Origin of the sequence: Pseudoalteromonas sp. 68 DY56-GL68 (assembly GCF_041414825.1) — a bacterium.
GTDB lineage: Bacteria > Pseudomonadota > Gammaproteobacteria > Enterobacterales > Alteromonadaceae > Pseudoalteromonas.
The window spans coordinates 410,551-431,643 of sequence record NZ_JAOCZL010000006.1; the positions used below are offsets into that span (position 1 = coordinate 410,551).

The 21,093-nt window shown below is 40.7% G+C and carries 23 protein-coding genes; 12 read left to right on the top strand and 11 right to left on the bottom strand.

The features are described from left to right. The first annotated feature begins 269 nt into the window (after nucleotides 1-269). From NYF15_RS02595 to fos, 10 genes are all read left to right on the top strand, one after another. Nucleotides 270-722: a hypothetical protein gene (locus tag NYF15_RS02595; protein WP_371352690.1), complete on the top strand. Its 453-nt coding sequence runs from the start codon at nucleotides 270-272 to the stop codon at nucleotides 720-722. A 209-nt stretch (nucleotides 723-931) separates the two neighbouring features. After that, complete coding sequence (locus NYF15_RS02600) at nucleotides 932-1,228, top strand: hypothetical protein (RefSeq protein WP_371352691.1); 297 nt, start codon at nucleotides 932-934, stop codon at nucleotides 1,226-1,228. A gap of 128 nt (nucleotides 1,229-1,356) precedes the next feature. Next, nucleotides 1,357-1,752: a hypothetical protein gene (locus tag NYF15_RS02605; protein ID WP_341804486.1), complete on the top strand. Its 396-nt coding sequence runs from the start codon at nucleotides 1,357-1,359 to the stop codon at nucleotides 1,750-1,752. Between the two features lie 131 nt (nucleotides 1,753-1,883). After that, a complete protein-coding gene (locus NYF15_RS02610; protein ID WP_371352692.1) occupies nucleotides 1,884-2,276 on the top strand; it encodes an ankyrin repeat domain-containing protein in 393 nt (130 codons plus the stop codon). Nucleotides 2,277-2,389: 113 nt separating this feature from the next. Next, nucleotides 2,390-2,770, top strand: coding sequence for a hypothetical protein (locus NYF15_RS02615; protein ID WP_130150114.1), 381 nt, complete (start codon nucleotides 2,390-2,392; stop codon nucleotides 2,768-2,770). 128 nt (nucleotides 2,771-2,898) lie between these two features. Beyond that, nucleotides 2,899-3,126 (top strand): hypothetical protein, encoded by a 228-nt coding sequence (locus tag NYF15_RS02620; protein ID WP_371352693.1) that lies wholly within the window; start codon nucleotides 2,899-2,901, stop codon nucleotides 3,124-3,126. A gap of 145 nt (nucleotides 3,127-3,271) precedes the next feature. Next, nucleotides 3,272-3,688, top strand: a complete 417-nt coding sequence (locus tag NYF15_RS02625; RefSeq protein ID WP_371352694.1) for a hypothetical protein — start codon at nucleotides 3,272-3,274, stop codon at nucleotides 3,686-3,688. Between the two features lie 121 nt (nucleotides 3,689-3,809). Then, on the top strand, nucleotides 3,810-4,343 hold the full coding sequence (locus NYF15_RS02630; RefSeq protein WP_371352695.1) for a hypothetical protein: 534 nt from the start codon (nucleotides 3,810-3,812) through the stop codon (nucleotides 4,341-4,343). A gap of 97 nt (nucleotides 4,344-4,440) precedes the next feature. Then, complete coding sequence (locus NYF15_RS02635) at nucleotides 4,441-4,782, top strand: hypothetical protein (protein ID WP_371352696.1); 342 nt, start codon at nucleotides 4,441-4,443, stop codon at nucleotides 4,780-4,782. Nucleotides 4,783-4,892: 110 nt separating this feature from the next. Further along, nucleotides 4,893-5,291 carry a FosG/FosC2-related fosfomycin resistance glutathione transferase gene (gene fos, locus NYF15_RS02640; protein ID WP_371352965.1) on the top strand — a complete coding sequence of 133 codons (399 nt, stop codon included), beginning with the start codon at nucleotides 4,893-4,895 and terminating at the stop codon, nucleotides 5,289-5,291. Between the two features lie 183 nt (nucleotides 5,292-5,474). Here fos and ppiC read toward each other — a convergent pair whose 3' ends face one another. From ppiC to NYF15_RS02675, 7 genes are all read right to left on the bottom strand, one after another. Further along, nucleotides 5,475-5,753: a peptidylprolyl isomerase PpiC gene (ppiC, locus tag NYF15_RS02645; protein ID WP_371352697.1), complete on the bottom strand. Its 279-nt coding sequence runs from the start codon at nucleotides 5,751-5,753 to the stop codon at nucleotides 5,475-5,477. A gap of 63 nt (nucleotides 5,754-5,816) precedes the next feature. Then, nucleotides 5,817-6,449 (bottom strand): lysoplasmalogenase, encoded by a 633-nt coding sequence (locus NYF15_RS02650; RefSeq protein WP_371352698.1) that lies wholly within the window; start codon nucleotides 6,447-6,449, stop codon nucleotides 5,817-5,819. A 58-nt stretch (nucleotides 6,450-6,507) separates the two neighbouring features. Further along, nucleotides 6,508-6,906 carry a thiol-disulfide oxidoreductase DCC family protein gene (locus NYF15_RS02655; RefSeq protein WP_371352699.1) on the bottom strand — a complete coding sequence of 133 codons (399 nt, stop codon included), beginning with the start codon at nucleotides 6,904-6,906 and terminating at the stop codon, nucleotides 6,508-6,510. Nucleotides 6,907-6,908: 2 nt separating this feature from the next. Continuing rightward, nucleotides 6,909-7,931, bottom strand: coding sequence for a zinc-binding dehydrogenase (locus tag NYF15_RS02660; protein WP_371352700.1), 1,023 nt, complete (start codon nucleotides 7,929-7,931; stop codon nucleotides 6,909-6,911). Between the two features lie 13 nt (nucleotides 7,932-7,944). Then, nucleotides 7,945-9,351 carry a TolC family protein gene (locus NYF15_RS02665; RefSeq protein ID WP_371352701.1) on the bottom strand — a complete coding sequence of 469 codons (1,407 nt, stop codon included), beginning with the start codon at nucleotides 9,349-9,351 and terminating at the stop codon, nucleotides 7,945-7,947. Next, nucleotides 9,344-12,490 (bottom strand): efflux RND transporter permease subunit, encoded by a 3,147-nt coding sequence (locus NYF15_RS02670; protein WP_371352702.1) that lies wholly within the window; start codon nucleotides 12,488-12,490, stop codon nucleotides 9,344-9,346. The genes NYF15_RS02665 and NYF15_RS02670 overlap by 8 nt, the downstream gene beginning before the upstream one ends. 6 nt (nucleotides 12,491-12,496) lie before the next feature. Next, a complete protein-coding gene (locus NYF15_RS02675; protein ID WP_371352703.1) occupies nucleotides 12,497-13,663 on the bottom strand; it encodes an efflux RND transporter periplasmic adaptor subunit in 1,167 nt (388 codons plus the stop codon). Between the two features lie 118 nt (nucleotides 13,664-13,781). On the opposite strand from NYF15_RS02675, the gene NYF15_RS02680 reads away from it, so the two are divergent. Further along, entirely contained in the window at nucleotides 13,782-14,732 is a 951-nt protein-coding gene (locus NYF15_RS02680) for a LysR family transcriptional regulator (RefSeq protein ID WP_130152137.1), read from the top strand. A 4-nt stretch (nucleotides 14,733-14,736) separates the two neighbouring features. Here NYF15_RS02680 and NYF15_RS02685 read toward each other — a convergent pair whose 3' ends face one another. After that, nucleotides 14,737-15,792: a diguanylate cyclase gene (locus tag NYF15_RS02685; RefSeq protein WP_371352704.1), complete on the bottom strand. Its 1,056-nt coding sequence runs from the start codon at nucleotides 15,790-15,792 to the stop codon at nucleotides 14,737-14,739. Between the two features lie 186 nt (nucleotides 15,793-15,978). Next, nucleotides 15,979-16,824, bottom strand: a complete 846-nt coding sequence (locus NYF15_RS02690) for a DUF6279 family lipoprotein (protein WP_371352705.1) — start codon at nucleotides 16,822-16,824, stop codon at nucleotides 15,979-15,981. A gap of 538 nt (nucleotides 16,825-17,362) precedes the next feature. Between NYF15_RS02690 and NYF15_RS02695 the strand changes: the two genes are divergently transcribed. After that, a complete protein-coding gene (locus NYF15_RS02695; RefSeq protein WP_130152139.1) occupies nucleotides 17,363-18,088 on the top strand; it encodes a tetratricopeptide repeat protein in 726 nt (241 codons plus the stop codon). Nucleotides 18,089-18,104: 16 nt separating this feature from the next. Here NYF15_RS02695 and NYF15_RS02700 read toward each other — a convergent pair whose 3' ends face one another. Further along, nucleotides 18,105-19,502, bottom strand: coding sequence for a coniferyl aldehyde dehydrogenase (locus NYF15_RS02700; protein ID WP_371352966.1), 1,398 nt, complete (start codon nucleotides 19,500-19,502; stop codon nucleotides 18,105-18,107). A 146-nt stretch (nucleotides 19,503-19,648) separates the two neighbouring features. After that, nucleotides 19,649-21,079, bottom strand: coding sequence for an SLC13 family permease (locus NYF15_RS02705; protein WP_371352967.1), 1,431 nt, complete (start codon nucleotides 21,077-21,079; stop codon nucleotides 19,649-19,651). Nucleotides 21,080-21,093: the final 14 nt, after the last annotated feature.

Genomic DNA, 21,093 nt, shown 5'->3' on the forward strand with positions numbered 1-21,093 from the left:
TGGCGGTTATGAGCGATAAACGGACGTTAAACCTCTTCTATTAAAGCTGATTGTATATCCAGCAGAAGCACTTTTCCCCTATATTCAGGAAAATGAGCAATTTGCGCATTTTTATCTGGCTCAAAAGTTAACAACATATATTTTAATTACGCTGGCAACGAGTTATCAACTTTGTTAAAACTAACCCATTCAGAAAGTGCGCGATTGCAAATCAGAAATATGCGCGATTTGCGCACTATTAAATTGTTAGGTATATTGTGGAGTTTAGAGTGAGTAATAAAAAAATCGTTTTTGTTGTAGGGCATGAGAACTGGGGAAAATCAAAGACTCTCAAAGCTTTGACAGATAATAATAGATATATTAAAAATTATAAACTCGGCGGGCATGACTGGTTTATTCGTCGTATGTCAAATGATGATCAACCCGATGGCTACTATAACTTTATGGATAGCTTGACTAAGTCCTACCTTATCGCAGCTTTTTGTCCAAACTTCGATGATGATCGTTATGAAATAACAGTTAATCTCTTGAGCGAGTTGAAGAGAAATGGATATGAGCTTTATTTCTGGGTGTTAAAAACGCAGTTTTCTTCTGGTGATAAAATGCCTAGTAACTATATCGATAAGCTAAGAGATTTTGGGACTGTCGAAATTTATTCACAAAATTGTGAAGCGGATATCAGAGCACATGAGTTAAGAAAGTTCATTGAAAAATCTGCCTAACAAACTGCTCAAGAGGGATTCGCAACGCGTGGCATTTTCACTATGCGTTGAATTTAGTGATTAAGGTGGTGTGCGGCAACATCGGTATTGCGTTGCTCACCCCTTAGCAGGGCGTTAGGTGTTTCGTGAGAGTCGAGGCGATAAATCAATTCGTTGGATGTATTGAACGTCTGCTAAATGGAGAACAAATAGATCTCTACGGTGAAAGTGTGTCTTCATCATTTGAATACATTGCTGCAGAAATATTAACGGAACAGCTCATAGAAGGGATTTGGTACGATGGTGTATCAAACATGGTCGCTAATGTCGAAAATTCAAATAGAGTTGTGTTTTCTGGCTACATGTATGTTTGCCTAAATCAGGAAAAATTCTGGCAAGAGCCATTTAAAGCCGTTGTTAAAGATGAGAGAGTCTCACACAACGGGGTAAGGGTTTACGTGAAAATAGGAGAGTTAGAAGGTGAAAAGGAACTACTATCAATGGAATGGCACTATAGAAACACCTAACAAACCGCTGTAGACGCACGTAGAGCGTGCTGGGACAAAAACACGTGGGCTGTCCTCGCTTCGCTCGATATTATAGCCCACGTATTTTTGCCCCTAAGCGGGGTGTTAGCTGCACATGGAGTCCCAAGGTGTTTTTTAAGAAAAAGAGCAAAGAGCAAGCTAAAGAGCTACAGCCTCTAGGCAAGAAAGCAATATTTTGGGGAGCTAGTGACAGAATGGTTTGTTGCGAGGGCATTGATTGTGAGGTGAACGAGTTTAATGTCACTTCTAACCCTAAACTAAGTGAAATAGGCTACGTTTGCACTCTGGAGATTAGTGCGCCTAATGAATCTCAAGGAGTTCTCATTCATTGCTTTTACAGTGGTCATTGGTCCTTCGCAGTTAGCCCTTCGGACGAAGATTCTGAGGAATTGCCTGCATGGCATATAGAACGTACTTGGGGTAAAACAAACTCTCATTCTGAAACACTTGAAATTTACTGCCCAAACAATTCAAGAGTTGAGGTCATTAGCAGAATAGAGTAAGCGCAGCTAACAAGGCCGTTAAACAAAGGACACAAAACAGCAGGCTGTGCTCCTTCGTAGCAAATTTTAGTCTGCTATTTTGTGCCGCTTACGGCAAGCGTTATATTTGCAATCAGAATCGAGGGTAAGTTTTGAATCAAAGGGAATTGAATGATGCATTAATTCAAGCTGCTGATTGTGACCTCGAATCTGCTAAAGAGTTGCTTGAAGCTGGAGCAAACCCAAATGGAATACCTTTGATTATGGCAATCCAATGCGGGGCAGAAGACATTGTTTCCCTTTTCATAAAAGCTGGTGTTGATTTGAATTCTAGTTATTCGGATACAACTCCTCTAATCAGAGCTGTCACCGCTGGCTATCCAAATATAGTAAAGTTGCTTGTCGTTAATGGAGCTAAACCTAATTTAAAAGATAACAGTGGAAAAACAGCGAAACAAAGGCTAGCTGAGTGCTCCATACCTCATTTAAATGAACAAAACAAAAAGTTAATTGCTGAGTACCTCAATGGTGGAAAGCAAATATAACAAGGCCATAATGGCAATTGGACGCAAAACGCTTGGCTTGCGCTCCTTCGTCGCTAAGTTTAGCCAAGCATTTGTGCGCCCCATATGGCGGCGTTATGTGCCTAAGGAAAGTCATGCTAAAACTGTTAAACCAAAATGTTGAACCTGAGTTAAAAGCATACTGTCAAAAATGGCTTTGCTACCTGTCGCAGGATAGTTTTGAACAAGCACTTAGTTTGGTAACTGTACCTAATAATTACGGTGCACGCTGGGGTGAAAAAGAAATAAGAGAAGCTGTTTTTGATTATTACGGTAACGAATCAGAATTTAAAATCGAGAATACTGATATAGCTTTTTGTACACCAGAATTCCTGCAATGTAATGACGGTAGTTACCTTTTTGGTTTCTATTTCCCTGTGAATGGTGAAATCACAGATTTAACCGTAGAGTTCGAGTTTTCTCGGGTCAAAAATAATCAGTTTAGTGCCACTATAAATGATATTCACGTTTTGTAGTACAAGGCACATAACAATCGCATTAAGGGTGGACGCAAAAAGCTTGGCTGCGCTCATTCTTCGCTAATTTCAGCCAAGCTTAATCCGCCTATTATGCGGGCGTTATATAACACTCGGGAATCGGAGAAATGAGTAAAATCTTACTAATAATCGGTATAGCTCTAGCAGTTGCAGGTGCACTGATGTTTATTGCTGACTTCTTACCAGTTGATTTCCTAAAACAGAGCTCAGAAGAAAGCTATCTAAAAATTGAAGCTAGTAAATCATTTTCTCTAATAAGTTACAGGTTACATTTTCTAGCTGTTGGTATTATCTGTTTATTGGCTTATAAATTTAAAAATGTAATTGGCTTTTAATGTGTTATATAACAAAGCAAATTAAAAAGGGCGGACAAAAATCAGTTGGCTTTGTTCGTACCTCACAAATTTTAGCCAACTAATTTTTGCCGTTTATTTGCGGCGTTATAAGCCACTCTAGTTTGGCACTAAATTAAGGATGATGATGAAAAAAAATCTTTTACTGCTAATGTCTCTTTCGCTATTCGCATGCTCTTCGACTCCTCCTAAGCTTGATGCAAACGAAGAATTCGAACGACTCTATGTCGCGCTTGGAATGAAAGAAATCTTAAGTTCATTTGGTGGTGAAATAAATATCAGTCCTGAAAAATTGTTTTCAGAAACGTTGAGTGATTTACCTGAAAATCAAAAAAGAATTTTTATCGAGTCTATGCCTTCAAAAATAATGACTGATCCTATCAATGTAAATGCAGCTAAAGTTGTATTTAGAACAAAGCTTCTCTCGTTATTAACAGCCGAAGAGTTAAAGATTGCAGCAGATTTTTATTCTAGTAATGTTGGCTTAAAGGCACATCGATCTATCATAGAGGCAGAAGTAGCTGTTTCTGAGTCTTTAGATTGAATTAATGACTTATAACAAGTTACTCAAAAGGACGCAAAACGCTTGGCTTGTGCTCCTTCGTCGCTAATTTTAGCCAAGCATTTATGCGCCCATTAGTAAGGCGTTAGGAATCAAGGAAAGTATGGACGATAACATTAAGATCGGAGATTGGGTTAGAAGCTATGGTTCAGGAATATGGAAAGTTCACAGAATTCTAGAACTCAATGATTTTGATATTCAAAGTCAAACTAACAAACCTAGAACTGTTGTTTTCTCTTCTCGCTTTGTGAACGACTCTTATAAGCGCTCCTTTTCAGCTGAAAGCTGTGATTCAGCATTTGTTTATCATTTGGATTTAAAAGAAAAAGAAGAATTGGATTCGTTTATAAAAAGTAACCCTGAGCTGGTTACAAAGTTTGATGCATACAAACCTAAGAGTATTGATGCAATTTACAACGCCAACGTAAATATACCCGCATCAGGGAGTCAGACTGACTTGGAAGAAGCACTATCTTCTTTCCAAGAATTAAACTTAGAACAGATATATAATCAGTTAATTGAATCTAAAATTGGCTCAAGTGATGCAAAGGGATGGACAGCTCAATTTGTATCAAGTAATCATGAGTGCCTTAATGGAAAATTGTTATATAGCTTTTCAAGGGTATTGGCATTTTGATGCCTAACAAACTGTTTAAAGTGGACAAAAGTGTAAATCTTGCGAACAAGAGTCAATCGGAGAACTATATCATTTAGGCTTTAGTAATATGAGCTGCATGTATTGTGATTCTTGCCCTAAGGTATTGCTCTTAAAAGACGGTAGTATATTAAAGAAAAATGGAATTAAATTTCCGCAGCTTCAACCTAGTGACGAGGGCTGGGAATTTTACGACAGGCACTTAATACCAACATATGAAAAAATAGAAGCACTTTTTAATCCGTGTAGCTGTGGTGGTCGTTTTAGAGCTTGGGCTGTACCTAGATGTTCAATCTGTAACGATTACATTTTTGGCAGTGCTCCTGAGCTAGATAAACCAATAAATTGGTCATCTAAACATGTATTTGTAACTGTGAGTTCATTTATTGATAATGAGCATTTAATCGACAAAGGCACATAACAAGCGCATTAAAAATGGACGTCTAAAGCTTGGCTGACACTCATTCTTCGCTAATTTTAGCCAAGCTTAATCCGCCCATTATGCGGGCGTTATGTTTAATGGAGGAAACGGTGATTTTAGGGCTAAATCATATCACAATTGCAGTTAGTGATTTGGGATCCTCTCTTAAGTTTTATAGAGATATTTTGGGGTTCACTGCGCATGCGAAGTGGGACAGGGGAGTTTACTTATCTATAGGTGGGCTCTGGTTTTGTCTTTCTCTCGATGAACCTTGCCCAAAAGCCGACTATACCCATGTCGCATTTGACATTGCATCTGAAGAATTTGAAGCCTTTGCGAAGCGTGTCGTTTCATTGGGTGTGGAAGTTTGGAAAGAGAACAAAAGTGAAGGGCAATCACTCTACATTTTAGACCCTGATGGCCACAAACTAGAGATACATTCAGGTTCGCTGGAAAGCAGGTTGGAATCTCTAAGAACGAAACCATACAGTGGGCTCGTTTGGCTTTAAACATAACAAACAATTTAAGAGTGATTCAGCACACTTGGCATTTTGGGTTTGGGTTTAATTTAGGTTTACGGCAGCCAAATTGAGTGTTGTGGACGCGTGCTTCACACCTTAATTGGGCGTTACCGAATATATACTCTAACGTGTTTTTGTCCAAAAATGAGTTAAAATCTAAGGCTTTAAACTTTACGTTCTATACAGCACTTTAATTACATGCCAACCAAAGCGCGTTTTCACTAAATGTGGCTCTAAGATTTCGCCGCTGAATGCTACTTTGTCAAACTGTGGCACCATTTGACCGCGTCTGAATTCACCCAAGTCACCGCCTTTTTTACCCGACGGGCAGGTTGAATGTTTCTTAGCTAAAGTCTGAAACTTCGCACCTTTTTTAAGTTGCTTGATAATGACTTCAGCTTGTTCTTTGTGTTTAACTAAAATGTGCAGTGCGTGCGCTGTGTTTGCCATGGGAGATCTCAAAAATTTAAACGCGCGCATTTTATCACGGCTAAGCTAGCACAGCCACAAAGCCTATTTGCTTTTGTCTGGAGCTTGTAAAAAACCTTTCACTAAACAAAATTGTGCTAAATAATAACTACACATAATTGCGATATCAGCGTAAGAAAAGGGCATATAAAAACGATTCAAAGCCAGTATTGAGTCAGATATAACAAAAACCGCCCCACCTAATACTAAGAAGCCGTTCGATTTATCTGTCATCCAAGTAAGGCTTGCCATTATCATCAAAACAATCGTATAGAAAATCACAGGGATAAGCATTTCATTTAAAGTGGGATACAATAAGCAAAATACCCCTATCGCTAAAAATAAATAAAGCAGCAACACATCAATGCGGTACTTTTTAACGGGTAGCATTGTGATGATGTAAAATAAGTGACTAACAAAGAATGCAGCTAAACCGCCTATAAAAAGCTGTCCTGTATCAAGGGCTAGCAGTACATCCCCTAATGCAGAAAAGCTAAGAGCTAATAATAAAGTAATAACAGTACGGTTTTGTATTTGCGCTCGATATTTAACTACCATCACAATTAAAAAGAGTATTGGCGTTGCTTTTAATAGCGCAGTAACACCTTGAGGAAGCGCAGGTTGTAACATCAATAGAGCGATGTAAAACGTTGCTAAGAGTAAATAGAGAATGTTCATTTTTTTGTTATTGTTGTTCGTTCCCAATAACGACAATAGCAAGCTTTAAATAAAAAGTTTATAGAAAATGCTGTTTTTGTTTTTCAGTCAGCAACCTGCACTGTGCTTGTTTTCCAAAAAATCGGTATCGGTTACGACCAACCCAATCATAAAAACGATCACGCAAGCCTTTTGGGGTTAGATAAAACACTTTAGCAAGGGAAAATGGAAAACCTAATTTAGTGGCAATAAATAACACAGCATCACTTTGTTTATATAGCTGGTTTTTATCAATCACTAACATTGAGGAAAGTGGATCGTCAACTTGATGCGCCTTTAATAAACGTTCACCTTTATCACTTTGCATGGGGCATAACTTAAAGGTTATTTGCTTATCAAAGCGAAGAATAAAGCGCACACAAAAATGGCACAGGTTGCACTGACCATCAAACAAGATAATTGAGCTGCTCGTTTGCAAACTTAACCACTGACTTGTACAACTTGTTTGCCCGTTAAGCCACCAGCAAGTTGTTTATTTAATGCAGCTGAAACAGCTTCAGCGGTAAAATCTACAGCATGAATTTTCGGCAATTTGATCTCGCCTCTGGCTGCATTATCAAGTAATAAATTACCCATAAAACTCAGCCTTTGCTGAGCACATAAGCTATTTGCAAGCCACGCACCACCTAAAGACACAATGCCAATGTTAGGTGCACGCCTAAACATGAGCTCTTGTTCAAATTTAGGTAGTTCATTTAAACACGCAATGTGGCCACAAAAACGCATTAACTCAACGTTACGAATGGTGGTATCGCCACCAATACAGTCAAGCACGGCATCAAAACCTTGGGGGCCAAGCTCACGACGAATTTTATCTTCAAGTTTAGGGTCTTTGTAATCAAACACCACATCAGCACCTAATTGCTTAAGTAACTTATGATTGTGTTTGCTGGCAGTGGTAAACACTGTTGCCCCACGTTGCTTAGCAAATTGAATAGCAAACTGACCTACACCACCTGCGCCTGCATCAATAAACAGTGAATCCCCTTCGCTTAGCTGCAACTTATCAAGGGCAATTAATGCCGTCATACCTGAACACGGTAAGGTTGCAGCATCGCACGGTGAGACGTTATCTGGCACAACCGACACTGCATAGTTTGGCACTGTTGTGTATTCAGATAATACACCTTGGTCGCCAAGGCTAGCGTGCCACACAACACGTGCGCCTACGCCAGGAAACACACCCTTATTGGCATGAATCACAACACCCACAGCATCATGACCAAGTATATGGGGATAACTCCACTTGCAAAACCCCTGCTTTGCAAAGTTAGCATCCCCATGGTTTAAGCCCACATATTCAACTCTGATCAAAAGTTCGTTGCCTTCAGGGCAAGGGACTGGCACAGATAACTCCGATAACGCGATAGCGTCATTAGGCTCAAGCAGTGCTAGTGCGCGCATTGTTGAAGGAAGATCAGTGTTTTGTTGAATATGTGACATTTAATACTCTGGGTTAAAGGTTGTTTAGTTCAAAGCTCCAGCGACCATTAAACGCTTGATAAGCGCTCACTTTGGCCTGCAATGAAGCAATTGTTGAATCAACAGCATTTTCTTGCGCTATTAAAACATCCTGTCGAGCATCTAACAACTCTAAGTAAGGAATTTGCCCTTCTTCGTACATTGCTTGTGCTTGACCAAATGCTTTATTCGCATAATTAAAACGCTCGTCAGCGAAGTTTAACTGCTCACTTTGTTTGACTAACCTTTGCAGCGTAAGTTCACTGTCGCTTATCGCTTTTAACACTTTACTTTGGTAATCGCTATAAGCCGCTTCACTTAAAAATTGCTGCGCATCACGTTGAGCTAATAATGCAGGATAACTCAGCAATGACCATTCAACTTTTGGTGTCACTTGCCATTGTTGCACGGTATCTTCTAAACCATTGCTAGTTAAGCTCACTACGCCTGCAAACCCTGCCAGACTAATATCGGGCAGTAACGCTTTGGAAGCTGCAACACTCAGTGAATAAGCCTGACTAAACTGATACAAGGCACTGGTGATATCGGGTCTCAGTGCCATTGCTTCACTGGCTTTATTAAACGACACGCTAAATTCGTGGCTTAATAACTCAGGCTCTTCTATCAATGATATGTCACTTGCCAGTCGCCCTGTTAGCACCGCAAGGGTTGCCAAATCGCGATATTGCAAGTAACTAAGCTCAGGAATAAGCGCTTGTTGCTGCTTTAACTGAGCAAGGGTACGGTTAAGATCAAGCTCATTCGCAACACCCTCCTCTACTCGCGCTTTGAGCACATCAATACTTTGCTCAAGCGCTTCGATTTGCATCTCAATAATCGCTTGCTTTTGCACATTACCTTGATAGCTTACATAGCCTTGCACTACGGCAGAAACCACTTCAACCTGTAATGCTCTGAGCTGTTCTGCTTGGTTGAGTGCCCCCGCATTAGCAGCATCGACTAACGCTGTAATACGGCCAAACAAATCAAGCTGCCAGTTTACGTTAACACCAGCGTTTGATTGGCGCGTAATTGCGCCATCTAAACTGCTGCGCTCTGCGCCTACGCTTAGGCTGCCCTGCGGATAATAATCCGCACGGGCTGCACCTAAACGGGCAATGGCTGCATCCAGTTGAAGTTGACTGGTTTTTAAATCGTGATTCATTGCTAATGCATCAGTCACTAAATTGTTTAACTGCGCTGAATCTAAACGGCGCCACCAGTTATTTTCGCTCGCACCTTGGTTTTGTTCACCAATTTGTGTATCGCTAACAAATTGTGTCAGGCTCACTTGCTGCGCTTGCATATCGACGCTTTGTGCGCAGCCTGCCAGTGCACCCACTAACAGCATTGCACTAACTAGTTTGCCGTGTTTCAAAATTGCATGAGGAAGCTTATGCATCGTGTTGATCCTTCTGCGATTTTTTAGTTACTAACATATAAAATACCGGGGTGAACAATAAGCCAAACACAGTTACACCAATCATGCCTGAGAACACTGCGTTACCCATAGCATGACGCATCTCAGCACCAGCACCTGTTGCTAAAACAAGGGGTACAACACCTGCCGTAAAGGCAATTGATGTCATTAAAATTGGGCGAAGTCGTAAGCGACACGCTTTAATTATGGCTTCAAGGTGAGACATTCCCGTTTTATGCTGATCTCGTGCAAACTCAACCATCAAGATGGCGTTTTTACTTGCTAGCGCAACCAGTACAATTAATGCAATTTGCGTAAAAATATTGTTGTCATCACCGACAAACCACACACCTAATAAAGCCGAGAAAATCGTCATAGGCACAATCAGAATAATCGCAAGTGGTAATCTTAAGCTCTCGTATTGCGCAGCGAGCACCATAAACACAAGCAATACTACCAGTGGGAAAACATACACCATGGTATTACCCGCTAATATTTGCTGATAAGTTACTTCTGTCCACTCAAACTCAATACCATTTGGTAATGTCTCTGCAAGGATTGCTTCTATCGCATGTTGCGCTTGGTCAGAGCTATAACCTGGCGCTGGGCTACCATTTAATTCAGCTGTAGGATAACCGTTATAATGCATTACACGATCTGGACCGGTTGTTGGCGTGACCGTTAATACAGAACCAAGAGGCACCATCTCACCCATACGGTTACGCACTTTAAGATTCAAAATTTGCTCTGGATCTTGGCGATAATCAGCATCAGCTTGTGCATTAACCTGATAAGTACGACCAAACAAGTTAAAGTCATTCACGTAAACAGAACCTAAGTACACTTGTAAGGCATTGAATACTTCATCAAGTGGAATACCTTGAATAAGCGCTTGCTCACGGTCGATATCGATATCCATTTGTGGCACTTGAATTCTAAAGCTTGAGTAAAGTCCCATTAATGCAGGGTCTTGCTGCGCTTTATTAATGGTTGCTTGTAAGCTGTTAAAGAGTGCTTCAAAGCCTTTGTTAGCACGGTCTTCAATTTGCAGTTTAAAGCCACCAGTAGTCCCTAAACCTTGAATTGGCGGTGGCGGAAATACCGCAACAAATGCTTCATCAATACTGGCAAACTTTTGATTTAACTGAGCCGCAATTGCCATTGCCGACATACTCGGATCTTGACGCTCTTCAAAAGGGGCAAGCGGAGTAAATACAATGCCGCTGTTAGGGCTATTTGTGAAACCATTCACCGATAAACCAGGAAACGATACTGTGTTTGCAACACCGGGTACTTGCAATGCAATTTTTTCCATTTCTTGCACGACTTCTTGGGTTCTGTCTAAGCTTGCCGCATCAGGCAACTGCGCAACAGCCACTAAATATTGCTTATCTTGCTGTGGAATAAAGCCACCTGGTACCGCATCAAATAATTTAACTGTGCCACCGACAAGCGCAACATAGGCAACTAATACAATCACACTCATACGAATCAGTTTTTGCACCAGCTTTTCGTAGCCATTTGCGCCTTTATCAAACAAGCGGTTAAAAGGTTTAAATAACCAATTACCAAATACACGGTTTAATAACTTCGTTAAGCGGTCTGGTTTTGCATCATGACCTTTTAATAGTAACGCTGATAACGCAGGTGATAATGTTAACGAGTTAAACGCTGAGATAACCGTTGAAATAGTAATGGTTAATGCAAATTGCTTATAAAACTGACCAGATAAACCTGTAATGAAAGCAGTAGGAATAAATACCGCACACAGTACGAGTGCAATGGCGATAATTGGTCCTGTTACTTCTGTCATCGCAACTCGAGTGGCTTCTAGTGGTGATAAGCCTTGCTCGATATTACGCTCAACGTTCTCAACCACAACAATAGCATCATCAACAACAATACCAATGGCAAGTACCAAGCCGAATAGCGATAAGGTATTAATCGATACACCCAGCCATTGCATAACTGCAAACGTACCAATCAAAGATACCGGTACTGCAATCAGTGGGATTACCGATGCACGCCATGTTTGTAAAAACACCACGACAACGATTACAACTAATGCAATTGCTTCAAGCAGTGTTTTGATAACAGCATCAATAGAACCACGTACGAAAATAGTTGGGTCATAAACAATGTCGTATTCAACACCTGCCGGAAAGTCTTTTGATAATACTTTCATCGTTTCACGTACTTGATCAGACAGCTCAATCGCATTAGAACCCGGACGTTGGAATACCGGCATTGCAAGAGCTGGTTGACCATCTAACATTGCTCTTAGCGCATAGGTGTCTTGACCTAATTCAAGGCGTGCAACATCACTTAGGCGTGTAAGCTGACCTTGCTCACCCACTTTGATGATCACATTTTCAAATTCTTCTTGTGAGCTTAAGCGCCCTTTTACATTCATCAGAATTTGAAATTGATTACTTTTCGAGGTAGGTTGCGCACCTAAACTCCCCGCAGCAACCTGTTGGTTTTGCGCGCGTAATGCATTTACTACATCCATTGCTGTTAAATCGCGTGCCGATAGCGCATCTGGGTTAAGCCATACCCGCATTGAGTATTGACCACCACCAAACATACGTACATCACCCACCCCAGGAAGGCGTGCAATTTGGTCTTTGATATACAAATCAGCATAGTTCGCTAAGTAAGTTGTATCATGCGTTTTTTCAGGCGAGTACAAATGCACCACCATGGTTAAATCTGGTGATGATTTTTCTGCTACAACACCTAAACGCTGAACTTCTTGTGGTAAGCGTGGTAGTGCACTATTTACACGGTTTTGCACTTGTACTTGTGCGCGGTCTAAATCAGTACCTAACGCAAAGGTTACCGTTAATGTCATACGGCCATCACTGGTCGCTTGCGAAAACATATACAACATGTTTTCTGTACCATTGATTTCTTGTTCAAGCGGCGTTGCCACCGTTTCAGCTATCACCGTCGGGTTTGCACCTGGGTAACTTGCCGTTACAACAACTGTTGGCGGCACCACTTCAGGGTACTCACTCACTGGCAATTGAAATAACGAGATTGCCCCTGCGATGAGAAAAATAAGCGACAGCATCGCTGCAAAGATGGGTCGCTGGATAAAAAAGTGTGAAAATTTCATTTTGCCCTACTGTTTTGCAACCAAATCTGAATGATTATTTGAAAGAGTGAACGCAATACCATCGCTATTAATGATTACTGTGTTTGGTGAAATTGGCATACCAGGGCCAACACGCGCAGGACCATTCACAGCAATCACATCGCTTTCGTTTAGACCCGATGTAATTGCTCGTAAGCTGCCGTAACGCTCACCTACTGTCACTAATTTGTATTCAAGAACATTGCCCTCACCCACAGTGAGTACAAAGCGGTTCTTTAAGTCTGTTCCTATAGCGCGTTCAGGCACGATGACTTTTTCACTGACTTTATCTGCTGCAAGCTTAATGCGAGCGAATGAACCCGCACGCAGTTGTTGTTCATCGTTTTCGAACACAGCACGTACACGAAGAGTACCGGTAGTTTGGTTGATTTGGTTATCAATGAAGTTGATTCTGCCATTGAAGTTAAAGCTGGTTTCACCCACTTTTTGCATCACAACTGCTTGTTCACCTTGCGCTGTCACATCAGCAAATGACTGATTCCACGTACGTTCATCAATATCAAAATAAGCATACATTTGCTGGTTTGACACAATGCTTGTTAACACACTTTGACCAGCTAGCACGTTGTTACCTTTGGTGATATTCGCACGCGATACAACGCCATCAATGGGTGAACGCACTTGGGTAAACTCTAAATCAAGCTCTGCCGAAGTAAGCTCAGCCTGTAGTGCTAGCAACTGCGCTTCGCGTTGTCTAAGCGTTGATTTACGAGATTCAGCTTGCTCAGTTGAAATCGCTTTACGCTCTGTTAAGCGCTCCGCGCGTTTGGCTTCACTTTTAGCTTGCTCAAGTGCTGCCTTAGCACTTTCGATTTGTGCTTTTAGGCTATCAACCACTGCAGCAAAAGGACGTGCATCAAGAGTGAAAAGCAAATCACCCTCTTTCACGCTGTCGCCTTCTTTAAAATTAATTTTATCAATAACACCCGAAACACGCGGCATAAGTGCAACTTCGTGTGGCGCTTCTAACCGCGTTGTATAGGTGTGCCAATTTTGCACTGGTTTAACAAGTACTTTTGCTACGTCAATGGGTTGTAAATGTTGTTGCTGCGCTGCTTGGTTGGCTTCTGTACCACACCCTGCAAGCGTTAAGCTCGCAATGGTCACCGCCACTGCAAGAATAGATTTGTTCATCACGACTCTCCTGTTAATAGATTGGAGACAATGTTACGGAACTAATTAGCGGATAAAAACGATAGATTTTTAAATTCATTAATGCCAGAATGGCACCAATAAAGTTTAAGGAACTGCTATGGATACCACCAGCCGCTTATTAATGTTGCTTGAAGTGATTGAACGAGGCTCATTTGCTAAAGCAGCAGAGTCTAGGAATATAGACCGCTCGGTCATATCAAAACAAATTAGCCGCCTTGAAGATGAATTAGGGGTGCGCTTACTCAATCGTACCACGCGCTCGTTTTCATTGACTGCCGCGGGTGCTGAAATGGTAAAAAAAGCAGCCGAACTCAGAGATTTGTTATCAGATACCGTCAGACTAGCTGAGAATTATCACCAAGAACCCCGTGGTACATTAAAAATTACCTCATCAAGTATTATTGGTAAACGGTATATTCAGCCAGTAATTAACGACTTTCAAAAACGCTTTCCGCAAGTTGAAGTAGAGCTTCGTTTAGACGACAGACTGATTGATTTAGTGTCAGAAGGCTACGATTTGGCTTTTCGTGTTGGCGAGCCAAAAGACTCGTCATTTATAGCTCGTAAAATTGCCCGCAACCGTATGTTACTACTGGCCTCACCGGAATTTATTGAAACCTACGGCATGCCAAAACATGTTGAAGATTTAAAAGACCTGCCTGCTGCCAGTTATTCGAGCCCAAGTAAACGTATTAGCGGGATTCGCTATCGCGATGCCAAAGGCGATGTTGTTGAGCAAAACATTAAAAGTGTTTTTCGTGCTAACGATGCCGAAGTACTTCTTATGAAAGCCATCTCAGGTAATGCTTATGTTCTTGCACCAGCGTTTATTCTTGATGATGAAGTAAAACGTGGTGATTTAGTGCCTATTTTAACCGATATGGAATTACTCGATTACAGCGCAGTATACGCGGTTTATCCGCACAGAGATTTACCTGTAAGAACGCGGCTATTCTTTGATGCGATGCGTGAATTCATCGGTAAAGATATCCCTATATGGGAAGCGAATATTCCAGAGTTTGATAGCATGTACAAAGGTAGTGCGTAGTATCTTAACTCGCTTTATCACACTTAAGCGCTTGTTGATTTAACTCATAGGCTGTTACTACCCTGTTTCGCCCCTGTTTTTTTGCTTGATAAAGCGCATCGTCTGCACGTTTTATGAGATTTTTAAGCGTTTGGTTTGGCATATAACAAGCAACGCCAATACTGATTGTTAAGTTTATCGCTTGTTCATCAATAGTGTGAATAGTCTTTGATAAATTCTCTCTAAGCATGTCCGCAAACTCATAGGCGCTTTGCGGATCACTATGGGAAAGGAATATAGCAAACTCTTCTCCGCCGATGCGGAAAATAACGTTTTTATTGATTCGCTCAGCAAAAAAAGCCGTTACATTAATTAATACGCGGTCACCGACTCCATGACCAAACTGATCGTTTATTTTTTTAAAATAATCAATGTCGATCATTAATACATATGTGCCAGGTTTATCAGCCAAATCCACTTCAAAGTAGTGAGTCATTGCTAAACGGTTACCAGCCCCTGTAAGTGGGTCTAAAAGTGCTAAATTTTCAAGCCGTTTTCCGTACTCTGCCCGACTATTTTCAAAGGTATGAGACACTGCCCAGATACTAATATAGGTAAACGAAAAATTAAGTAGAAAGTTAACCGTATTCAAAGGCTCTAAGCTCTGCTTAGTACCGAGAATTAATGCTTGAACAACTGCCACTATAAGCGAAAAAACAACGCCATATTGTTTACCTAGCAATAGGTAAAACAAAATTGGTAACGAGCACGTCCAAATGAACAACAAGCTTTTGATATTACTAAAATAAGTACCTAATGTAACTAAGACAGTTAGGAAAATAGATAAGGTAAGCGATTGCCACAAATGACCAGTGCGCTTACGTGTGTACAAATAGATATAAAAACAAAAAGCCGCAAAACCAACTTCTAAAATACCGAGTAGGTAAAACTCGTTTATAAAAAGATTAAAAAAAGCAAAAATACTTGCAAGGATCCCCAAACAAAATCCCATCCATTTAAGAACGTTATTTCGTAAAGCTTCGGTGCCACGCAGTGCGCCAATATCCATTATTAATCTCATTAACTTTGTTATTGACTAATTTTAACGCGAAACCAGTATTTTCGGAACATTTTTATTTAATGCAATAATGTACACAATTTAAGTACTTTGTAAAAACACGATTCTGAAAAGTTCTATGAATCTAGCATACTGATTCAATTAGTAGCTTACTTTTAAATCAGCAGATAAGCCCTTGAATTAACCTATTTAGTCATCAATTAGATCACTCACTTGTTCGATTAATTCATCAAACTCGTCATGAATGTTACGTCGCTGCTTCTGTGTGAGCGTTCCTTGTAACGCGACGAGCAGCTCCACATAGTTATCAAGGTTCTCATCATCAGCTTTAATTAGCGCTTCGCTCATATACAAACTGCGATTATTAATTATCACCGCTAGGGCTAGGTCAAAATCTTCTCGTTTACTCTCTGCTGTAAAGAGTTGTTTTAGTGCATCCAAACGTGTTTGCTTATATTCCAGCCAAAGTAAAGAGGTTTCAATTCGATCGTTAGCTGCTGTTTCAATTAACTTTTTTTGCTCATTAGAGAGTTTTCCGAGCCATTCTTTATAATTTTCAAGGTTCTCTTCTAAGCGTTCTTTTTTATGCTCTGCAAGTGTTTTCTTTTTATATTCCTCATACTCATCGTCAATTGAGGCTTGGATAGCAGCAACAAATTCAGTGCGCTGTTCTATCGACAACGAGTTTGCTAAATTGATCAGATCAGGTTCAAGCTTTTCAACTAACGTTTGCCAATGTTGTTTAGCTTGCAAGAAGTGTTGTTTTAACTGTTGTTGATTAACATCAACATCAAGCATCGATTTTAGACTCTCTAAATCTTTCTTGTATAAAGGTAACTGTGTTTCCCTGTGCCAATCTCTGCTGGTTTTAACTATTTGCTTAAATTTGTCTGACTGCTGAGAATTTAGATCAACATAATCATCAATCCAAAAGCCTGATAACCAACCCAGATTGTTATAAGTAAAACTGGCAGAGCATCCTACCGTGGCAAAAACTAAGCATAAAATGACGAAATATTTTAATAAATTGTTCATTGTTCTTTTTCTAAACCTTGTTCCTAATGAATACTTTAGCAAGTTAATAGACTGTGTAAATATTATTTGGCCAACTTAAATGAAATTAATTATCATTTAACTATTGACGAATGCGAGAACCTAAGTAATAATCGTTATCAACAACTTGGTTCACTTCAAAATTCTCACAGCAAAATCAATGCTTATAAAAGATTGATATTGCTTCGCCAAGTTTGTTCAAGATGTAACTCTTGATTGTAAGTTGCTTCCTCGACCCAAGCATCGACATAAAACGTTACACTTTACTTGCTACATTGCTCATATCGGTGACGGTAGATATGACACGAAAAAGCCCGCTAAGGGCTTTTTTTATTTCTTTAATTTTTCTGTAAAATCTGTATCTTAGGCCTACTTAAAATTTTTAAAGCATGCCATTGCTGCTAAATTGGGCAATTGAAGTGGTTGGGTCTAAACTAAAAGTGATGTTTCGCCCTTTGCTACAATGGCAATGCAATTATCAATAAAAGTTGATATTTAAACACACATTTGGAGGCCGACTATGTTCAAGCCTAATTTAAAATCACTCATACTTTGTAGTGCACTAATTATTTCACCTTTAGCAGCAAGTGCTAGTTTCGAAGACGCCCAACTAGCCGCTAACGAGGGACGATTTGAAGAAGCTCTACAGACGTATAATTATATGGCTGATAGAGGTTATGCCCCTGCCATGTATGAACTTGGTAAATTATACGAAGGTGGTTTTGGTGTAAAACGTGACTACCATAAAGCAGCAGAGCTTTATCAAAAGGCAGTTAAGAAAATTCATGCTGACTCTATGTTTGCTCTTGGCGTACTCTACCAAGAAGGCAAAGGCGTGAAGCTAGATAAAGAAAAAGCAATTTCACTTTTTGAAATGGCGGCGCAAAAAAATCACCCTGCAGCACAGTACAATTTAGGTGTGATGTACGCGAATGGCGAAGGTGTATTACAAGACTACCGTACTGCCATGAGTTGGTATCAAAAAGCAGCTGCGAACAACTTTTCCTTGGCGCAGTTTAATATGGCACTGATGTATTATGATGGCTTAGGCGTTCCTAAGAATCTCGAAAAATCATATATTTGGAATACAATTGCTGAATACAACGGCAATATGGATGCAAGTCATAGCCGTAAACTAGACGAGCGAAACATGATGCCAGCAGAGGTTGAAGCAGCAAAAGAAAAGGCTGATGCCATTTACGCTAAAATTCAAGCAGGTCTCTATGCGCCTGATGGACGTCTGTAATCTCTGGTACTTGCGCCTACTGGCGCAAGTACATCCATTTTAATAGCTTTATTAATAATTTATTCTGTTTTAGCAGCATTGATGTGCGCGGATTAAACTTTCCTGACACCAGTGTATTGCGAGCATGGCTAAAGGTCTTAAACCCTTCTATACCATGATAATGCCCCATTCCAGACTCACCAATACCGCCAAACGGTAGTTGATCCGCTGTTACCTGCATCAAAACATCATTAATCGCAAGTGTACCACTTCGTATTGCCGCACTAAGATCAGAAATGACTGTCGAATCATGACCAAAAATATACAAAGCCAGTGGATGCGGACGACTATTAATATAAGTGACTACTTGGCTGAGTGAGTCATAGCTCATAATTGGTAATATCGGTCCGAAAATCTCCTCTTGCATTACTTTCATATCATCACTTACTTGAGTGAGGATATGCAAACCCATACGATGCTTAAGCTCATCAGCCGTATTCTCTTCGAGAGCTGTAAACAATTGCGCGCCCTTTGCCTGTGCATCTTCTACATAGCTAGATAAACGAGCAAAATGTGCATCGGAGATTATTGAGCTAAGATTTTTTCCTTCAACACCTTGCTGGTAATGCTGTTTATAAAGTTCACAAAGCTGCTGAATAAGTTGGTGCTCTAGGTTTTTTGGAACAAATACATAATCAGGCGCAACACATATTTGACCTGCATTATTAAGTTTGCCAAATAATAATGTGCGAGCAACGGCTTTAATATTCACATCATCAAGCACAACAACGGGAGATTTACCTCCTAATTCAAGGGTCACAGGGGTTAAGTGCTGACTTGCGGATTGCATCACTTTACGACCAACCGAGGTTGAACCCGTGAACAACAGATGTGCAAACGGTATGTCACTAAATGCGGCGGCAATATCAGGGCCCCCTTCGATTACAACACAATGGTTTGCAAGCTCATCTTTAAATATTTCTGTTAACTGTGCATTTGTATGGGGGGTAAACTCGCTGAGTTTTAGCATAACCCGATTACCAGCGGCTAAAGCGCTAATAACAGGCACAAGGGATAATTGAATAGGGTAATTCCAAGGCGCAATAACACCCACAACCCCTTTAGGTTGATATTGGATGTGGGCATGTGAAGGCCATAAGCTGATCCCAACAGAACGAGATTCGTTACGCGTCCACTTGGGTAAACGTTTTATGGTATCAGAAATCGCTTTGACTGTTGGTAGCAAATCTCCGAGTACAGTATCAAAACTTGTTCGATAGCCAAAGTCTTTACTCGCAGCAGCAACAAGCTGTTGCTCATTCTCAATCAACCTCTTTTTAATCGTTTTTAAGAGGTTGATACGTGTCTGTATTGGCAGGAAAGGTTGAGATAAAAAAGCGTTATTCAGCTGCTCGAATTGATTAATCAAACCCATTTGAGTATTCGTCAAAATTGAACCCCTTAAAAGATTAAGTTCAGACTATAACCTTCTATAATTCTGTGGGCAATATTACACATTGAAAAACAGCACCCAGTTGGGTGCTGTTTATTGGTTGGATGGTTGGTTTAAACGCTGACTGTTCAGAAGCCGAAAACAGCAGCTACCAGGGTCATTGTCACTATAGTGATCATCGCAATGGCGATAATATTCAGTGCAAAACCAGAGCGGATCATGTCACGCATTTGAATTTGCCCAGAACCAAACACAATGGCATTTGGTGGTGTTGCTACAGGCATCATAAATGCACAACTACACGCAATTGCCGCTGGAATAACCCAAACAAGTGGGGTACCAAATACTGATTCAGCAACCGGCCCTAACAGTGGCAAGAAGCCTGCCGCTGTCGCTGTGTTACTGGTAATCTCTGTTAAGAAAGTAATTAACGCGGTTACGGCTAATACGCTCAGTACCAGAGGTATAGCACTGGCACCTTCAATCATATGCGCTATGTATTCAGCTAAGCCTGATGACTTTATTTGTGCTGCCAATGTTAAACCACCACCGAACAGTAATAACACACCCCACGGTACTTTCGCTGCACTTTCCCAATCAAGGATACGCTCACCATCGCCTTTATTAGCAGGCAGTACAAATAACAGCAGCGCAGCAGCAATAGCAATCCCAGTATCTGATACATTCAACCCTGAGTAGTCAGCGATCAAAGGTCTGAAGATCCAGCAAATAGCTGCTAAAGCAAATACTAGGGCAACACCCTTCTCTGCACGCTGCATTGCTCCCAGCTCTTGAAGCTGAGACAAAAAGAGTGATTTAGTGTCTTTACTGGCCGTTTTTGCACATTGTGTATCTACTTTATAAGCAAATTTAGTCAACCACACCCAGCATAAAATAAGCATAACGGTCGCAAGTGGTACACCGACTTTCATCCATTCAGCAAAGCCAATATCTATCTTGTAGCTGTCTGATAAATAGGCGGCCATTAATGCATTTGGAGGAGTACCAATAAGTGTTGCAATACCCCCAATACTTGCACCATAAGCGATTGATAATAATAATGCTTTACCAAATTGGTCATTTTCTGGGTTTGACTGCTTAACCAACATAGTAATCGACATCGCAATTGGTAACATCATCACTGCTGTTGCTGTATTAGACATCCACATTGACAAGAATGCCGTTACCAACATCATGGCTAAAATTTGTAGGCTTGGCTTTGTCCCCGCACGAAGCATGGTATTGAGTGCAATACGCTTATGTAGACCCCAACGCTCCATCGCGATTGAGATCAAAAAGCCGCCTAAGAATAAAAAGATCAAAGGGTGTGCATAAGGTGCTGCGACGCCTTTGATTGCTGCAATGTCAGCAAGAGGGGATATAACAAGAGGCAATAAAGATGTTGCAGGAATTGGCACAACCTCACTCACCCACCAAGAAGCCATCCAAAAAGCAAGGCCTGCCGTTCTTAAAGCTGGCACACTCATACCAGCAGGTGGCTCAATAAAACACGTTAACAGCATCACTAATGGGCCTAGTAATAACATAACTGTGCTCATTAATGGACGTGGCT

Bases quoted from the DNA above. Each gene is read 5' to 3' on its own strand.
- NYF15_RS02650 (WP_371352698.1), bottom strand. From the start codon at position 6,449: ATGAACATTCTCTATTTACTCTTAGCAACGTTTTACATCGCTCTATTG.
- ppiC (WP_371352697.1), bottom strand. From the start codon at position 5,753: ATGGCAAACACAGCGCACGCACTGCACATTTTAGTTAAACACAAAGAA.
- NYF15_RS02665 (WP_371352701.1), bottom strand. From the start codon at position 9,351: ATGCATAAGCTTCCTCATGCAATTTTGAAACACGGCAAACTAGTTAGT.
- NYF15_RS02675 (WP_371352703.1), bottom strand. From the start codon at position 13,663: ATGAACAAATCTATTCTTGCAGTGGCGGTGACCATTGCGAGCTTAACG.
- NYF15_RS02700 (WP_371352966.1), bottom strand. From the start codon at position 19,502: ATGGGTTTGATTAATCAATTCGAGCAGCTGAATAACGCTTTTTTATCT.
- NYF15_RS02615 (WP_130150114.1), top strand. From the start codon at position 2,390: ATGCTAAAACTGTTAAACCAAAATGTTGAACCTGAGTTAAAAGCATAC.
- NYF15_RS02635 (WP_371352696.1), top strand. From the start codon at position 4,441: ATGTATTGTGATTCTTGCCCTAAGGTATTGCTCTTAAAAGACGGTAGT.
- NYF15_RS02685 (WP_371352704.1), bottom strand. From the start codon at position 15,792: ATGAGATTAATAATGGATATTGGCGCACTGCGTGGCACCGAAGCTTTA.
- NYF15_RS02660 (WP_371352700.1), bottom strand. From the start codon at position 7,931: ATGTCACATATTCAACAAAACACTGATCTTCCTTCAACAATGCGCGCA.
- NYF15_RS02620 (WP_371352693.1), top strand. From the start codon at position 2,899: ATGAGTAAAATCTTACTAATAATCGGTATAGCTCTAGCAGTTGCAGGT.
- NYF15_RS02695 (WP_130152139.1), top strand. From the start codon at position 17,363: ATGTTCAAGCCTAATTTAAAATCACTCATACTTTGTAGTGCACTAATT.
- NYF15_RS02705 (WP_371352967.1), bottom strand. From the start codon at position 21,079: ATGAGCACAGTTATGTTATTACTAGGCCCATTAGTGATGCTGTTAACG.
- NYF15_RS02630 (WP_371352695.1), top strand. From the start codon at position 3,810: ATGGACGATAACATTAAGATCGGAGATTGGGTTAGAAGCTATGGTTCA.
- NYF15_RS02690 (WP_371352705.1), bottom strand. From the start codon at position 16,824: ATGAACAATTTATTAAAATATTTCGTCATTTTATGCTTAGTTTTTGCC.
- NYF15_RS02670 (WP_371352702.1), bottom strand. From the start codon at position 12,490: ATGAAATTTTCACACTTTTTTATCCAGCGACCCATCTTTGCAGCGATG.
- NYF15_RS02625 (WP_371352694.1), top strand. From the start codon at position 3,272: ATGAAAAAAAATCTTTTACTGCTAATGTCTCTTTCGCTATTCGCATGC.
- NYF15_RS02680 (WP_130152137.1), top strand. From the start codon at position 13,782: ATGGATACCACCAGCCGCTTATTAATGTTGCTTGAAGTGATTGAACGA.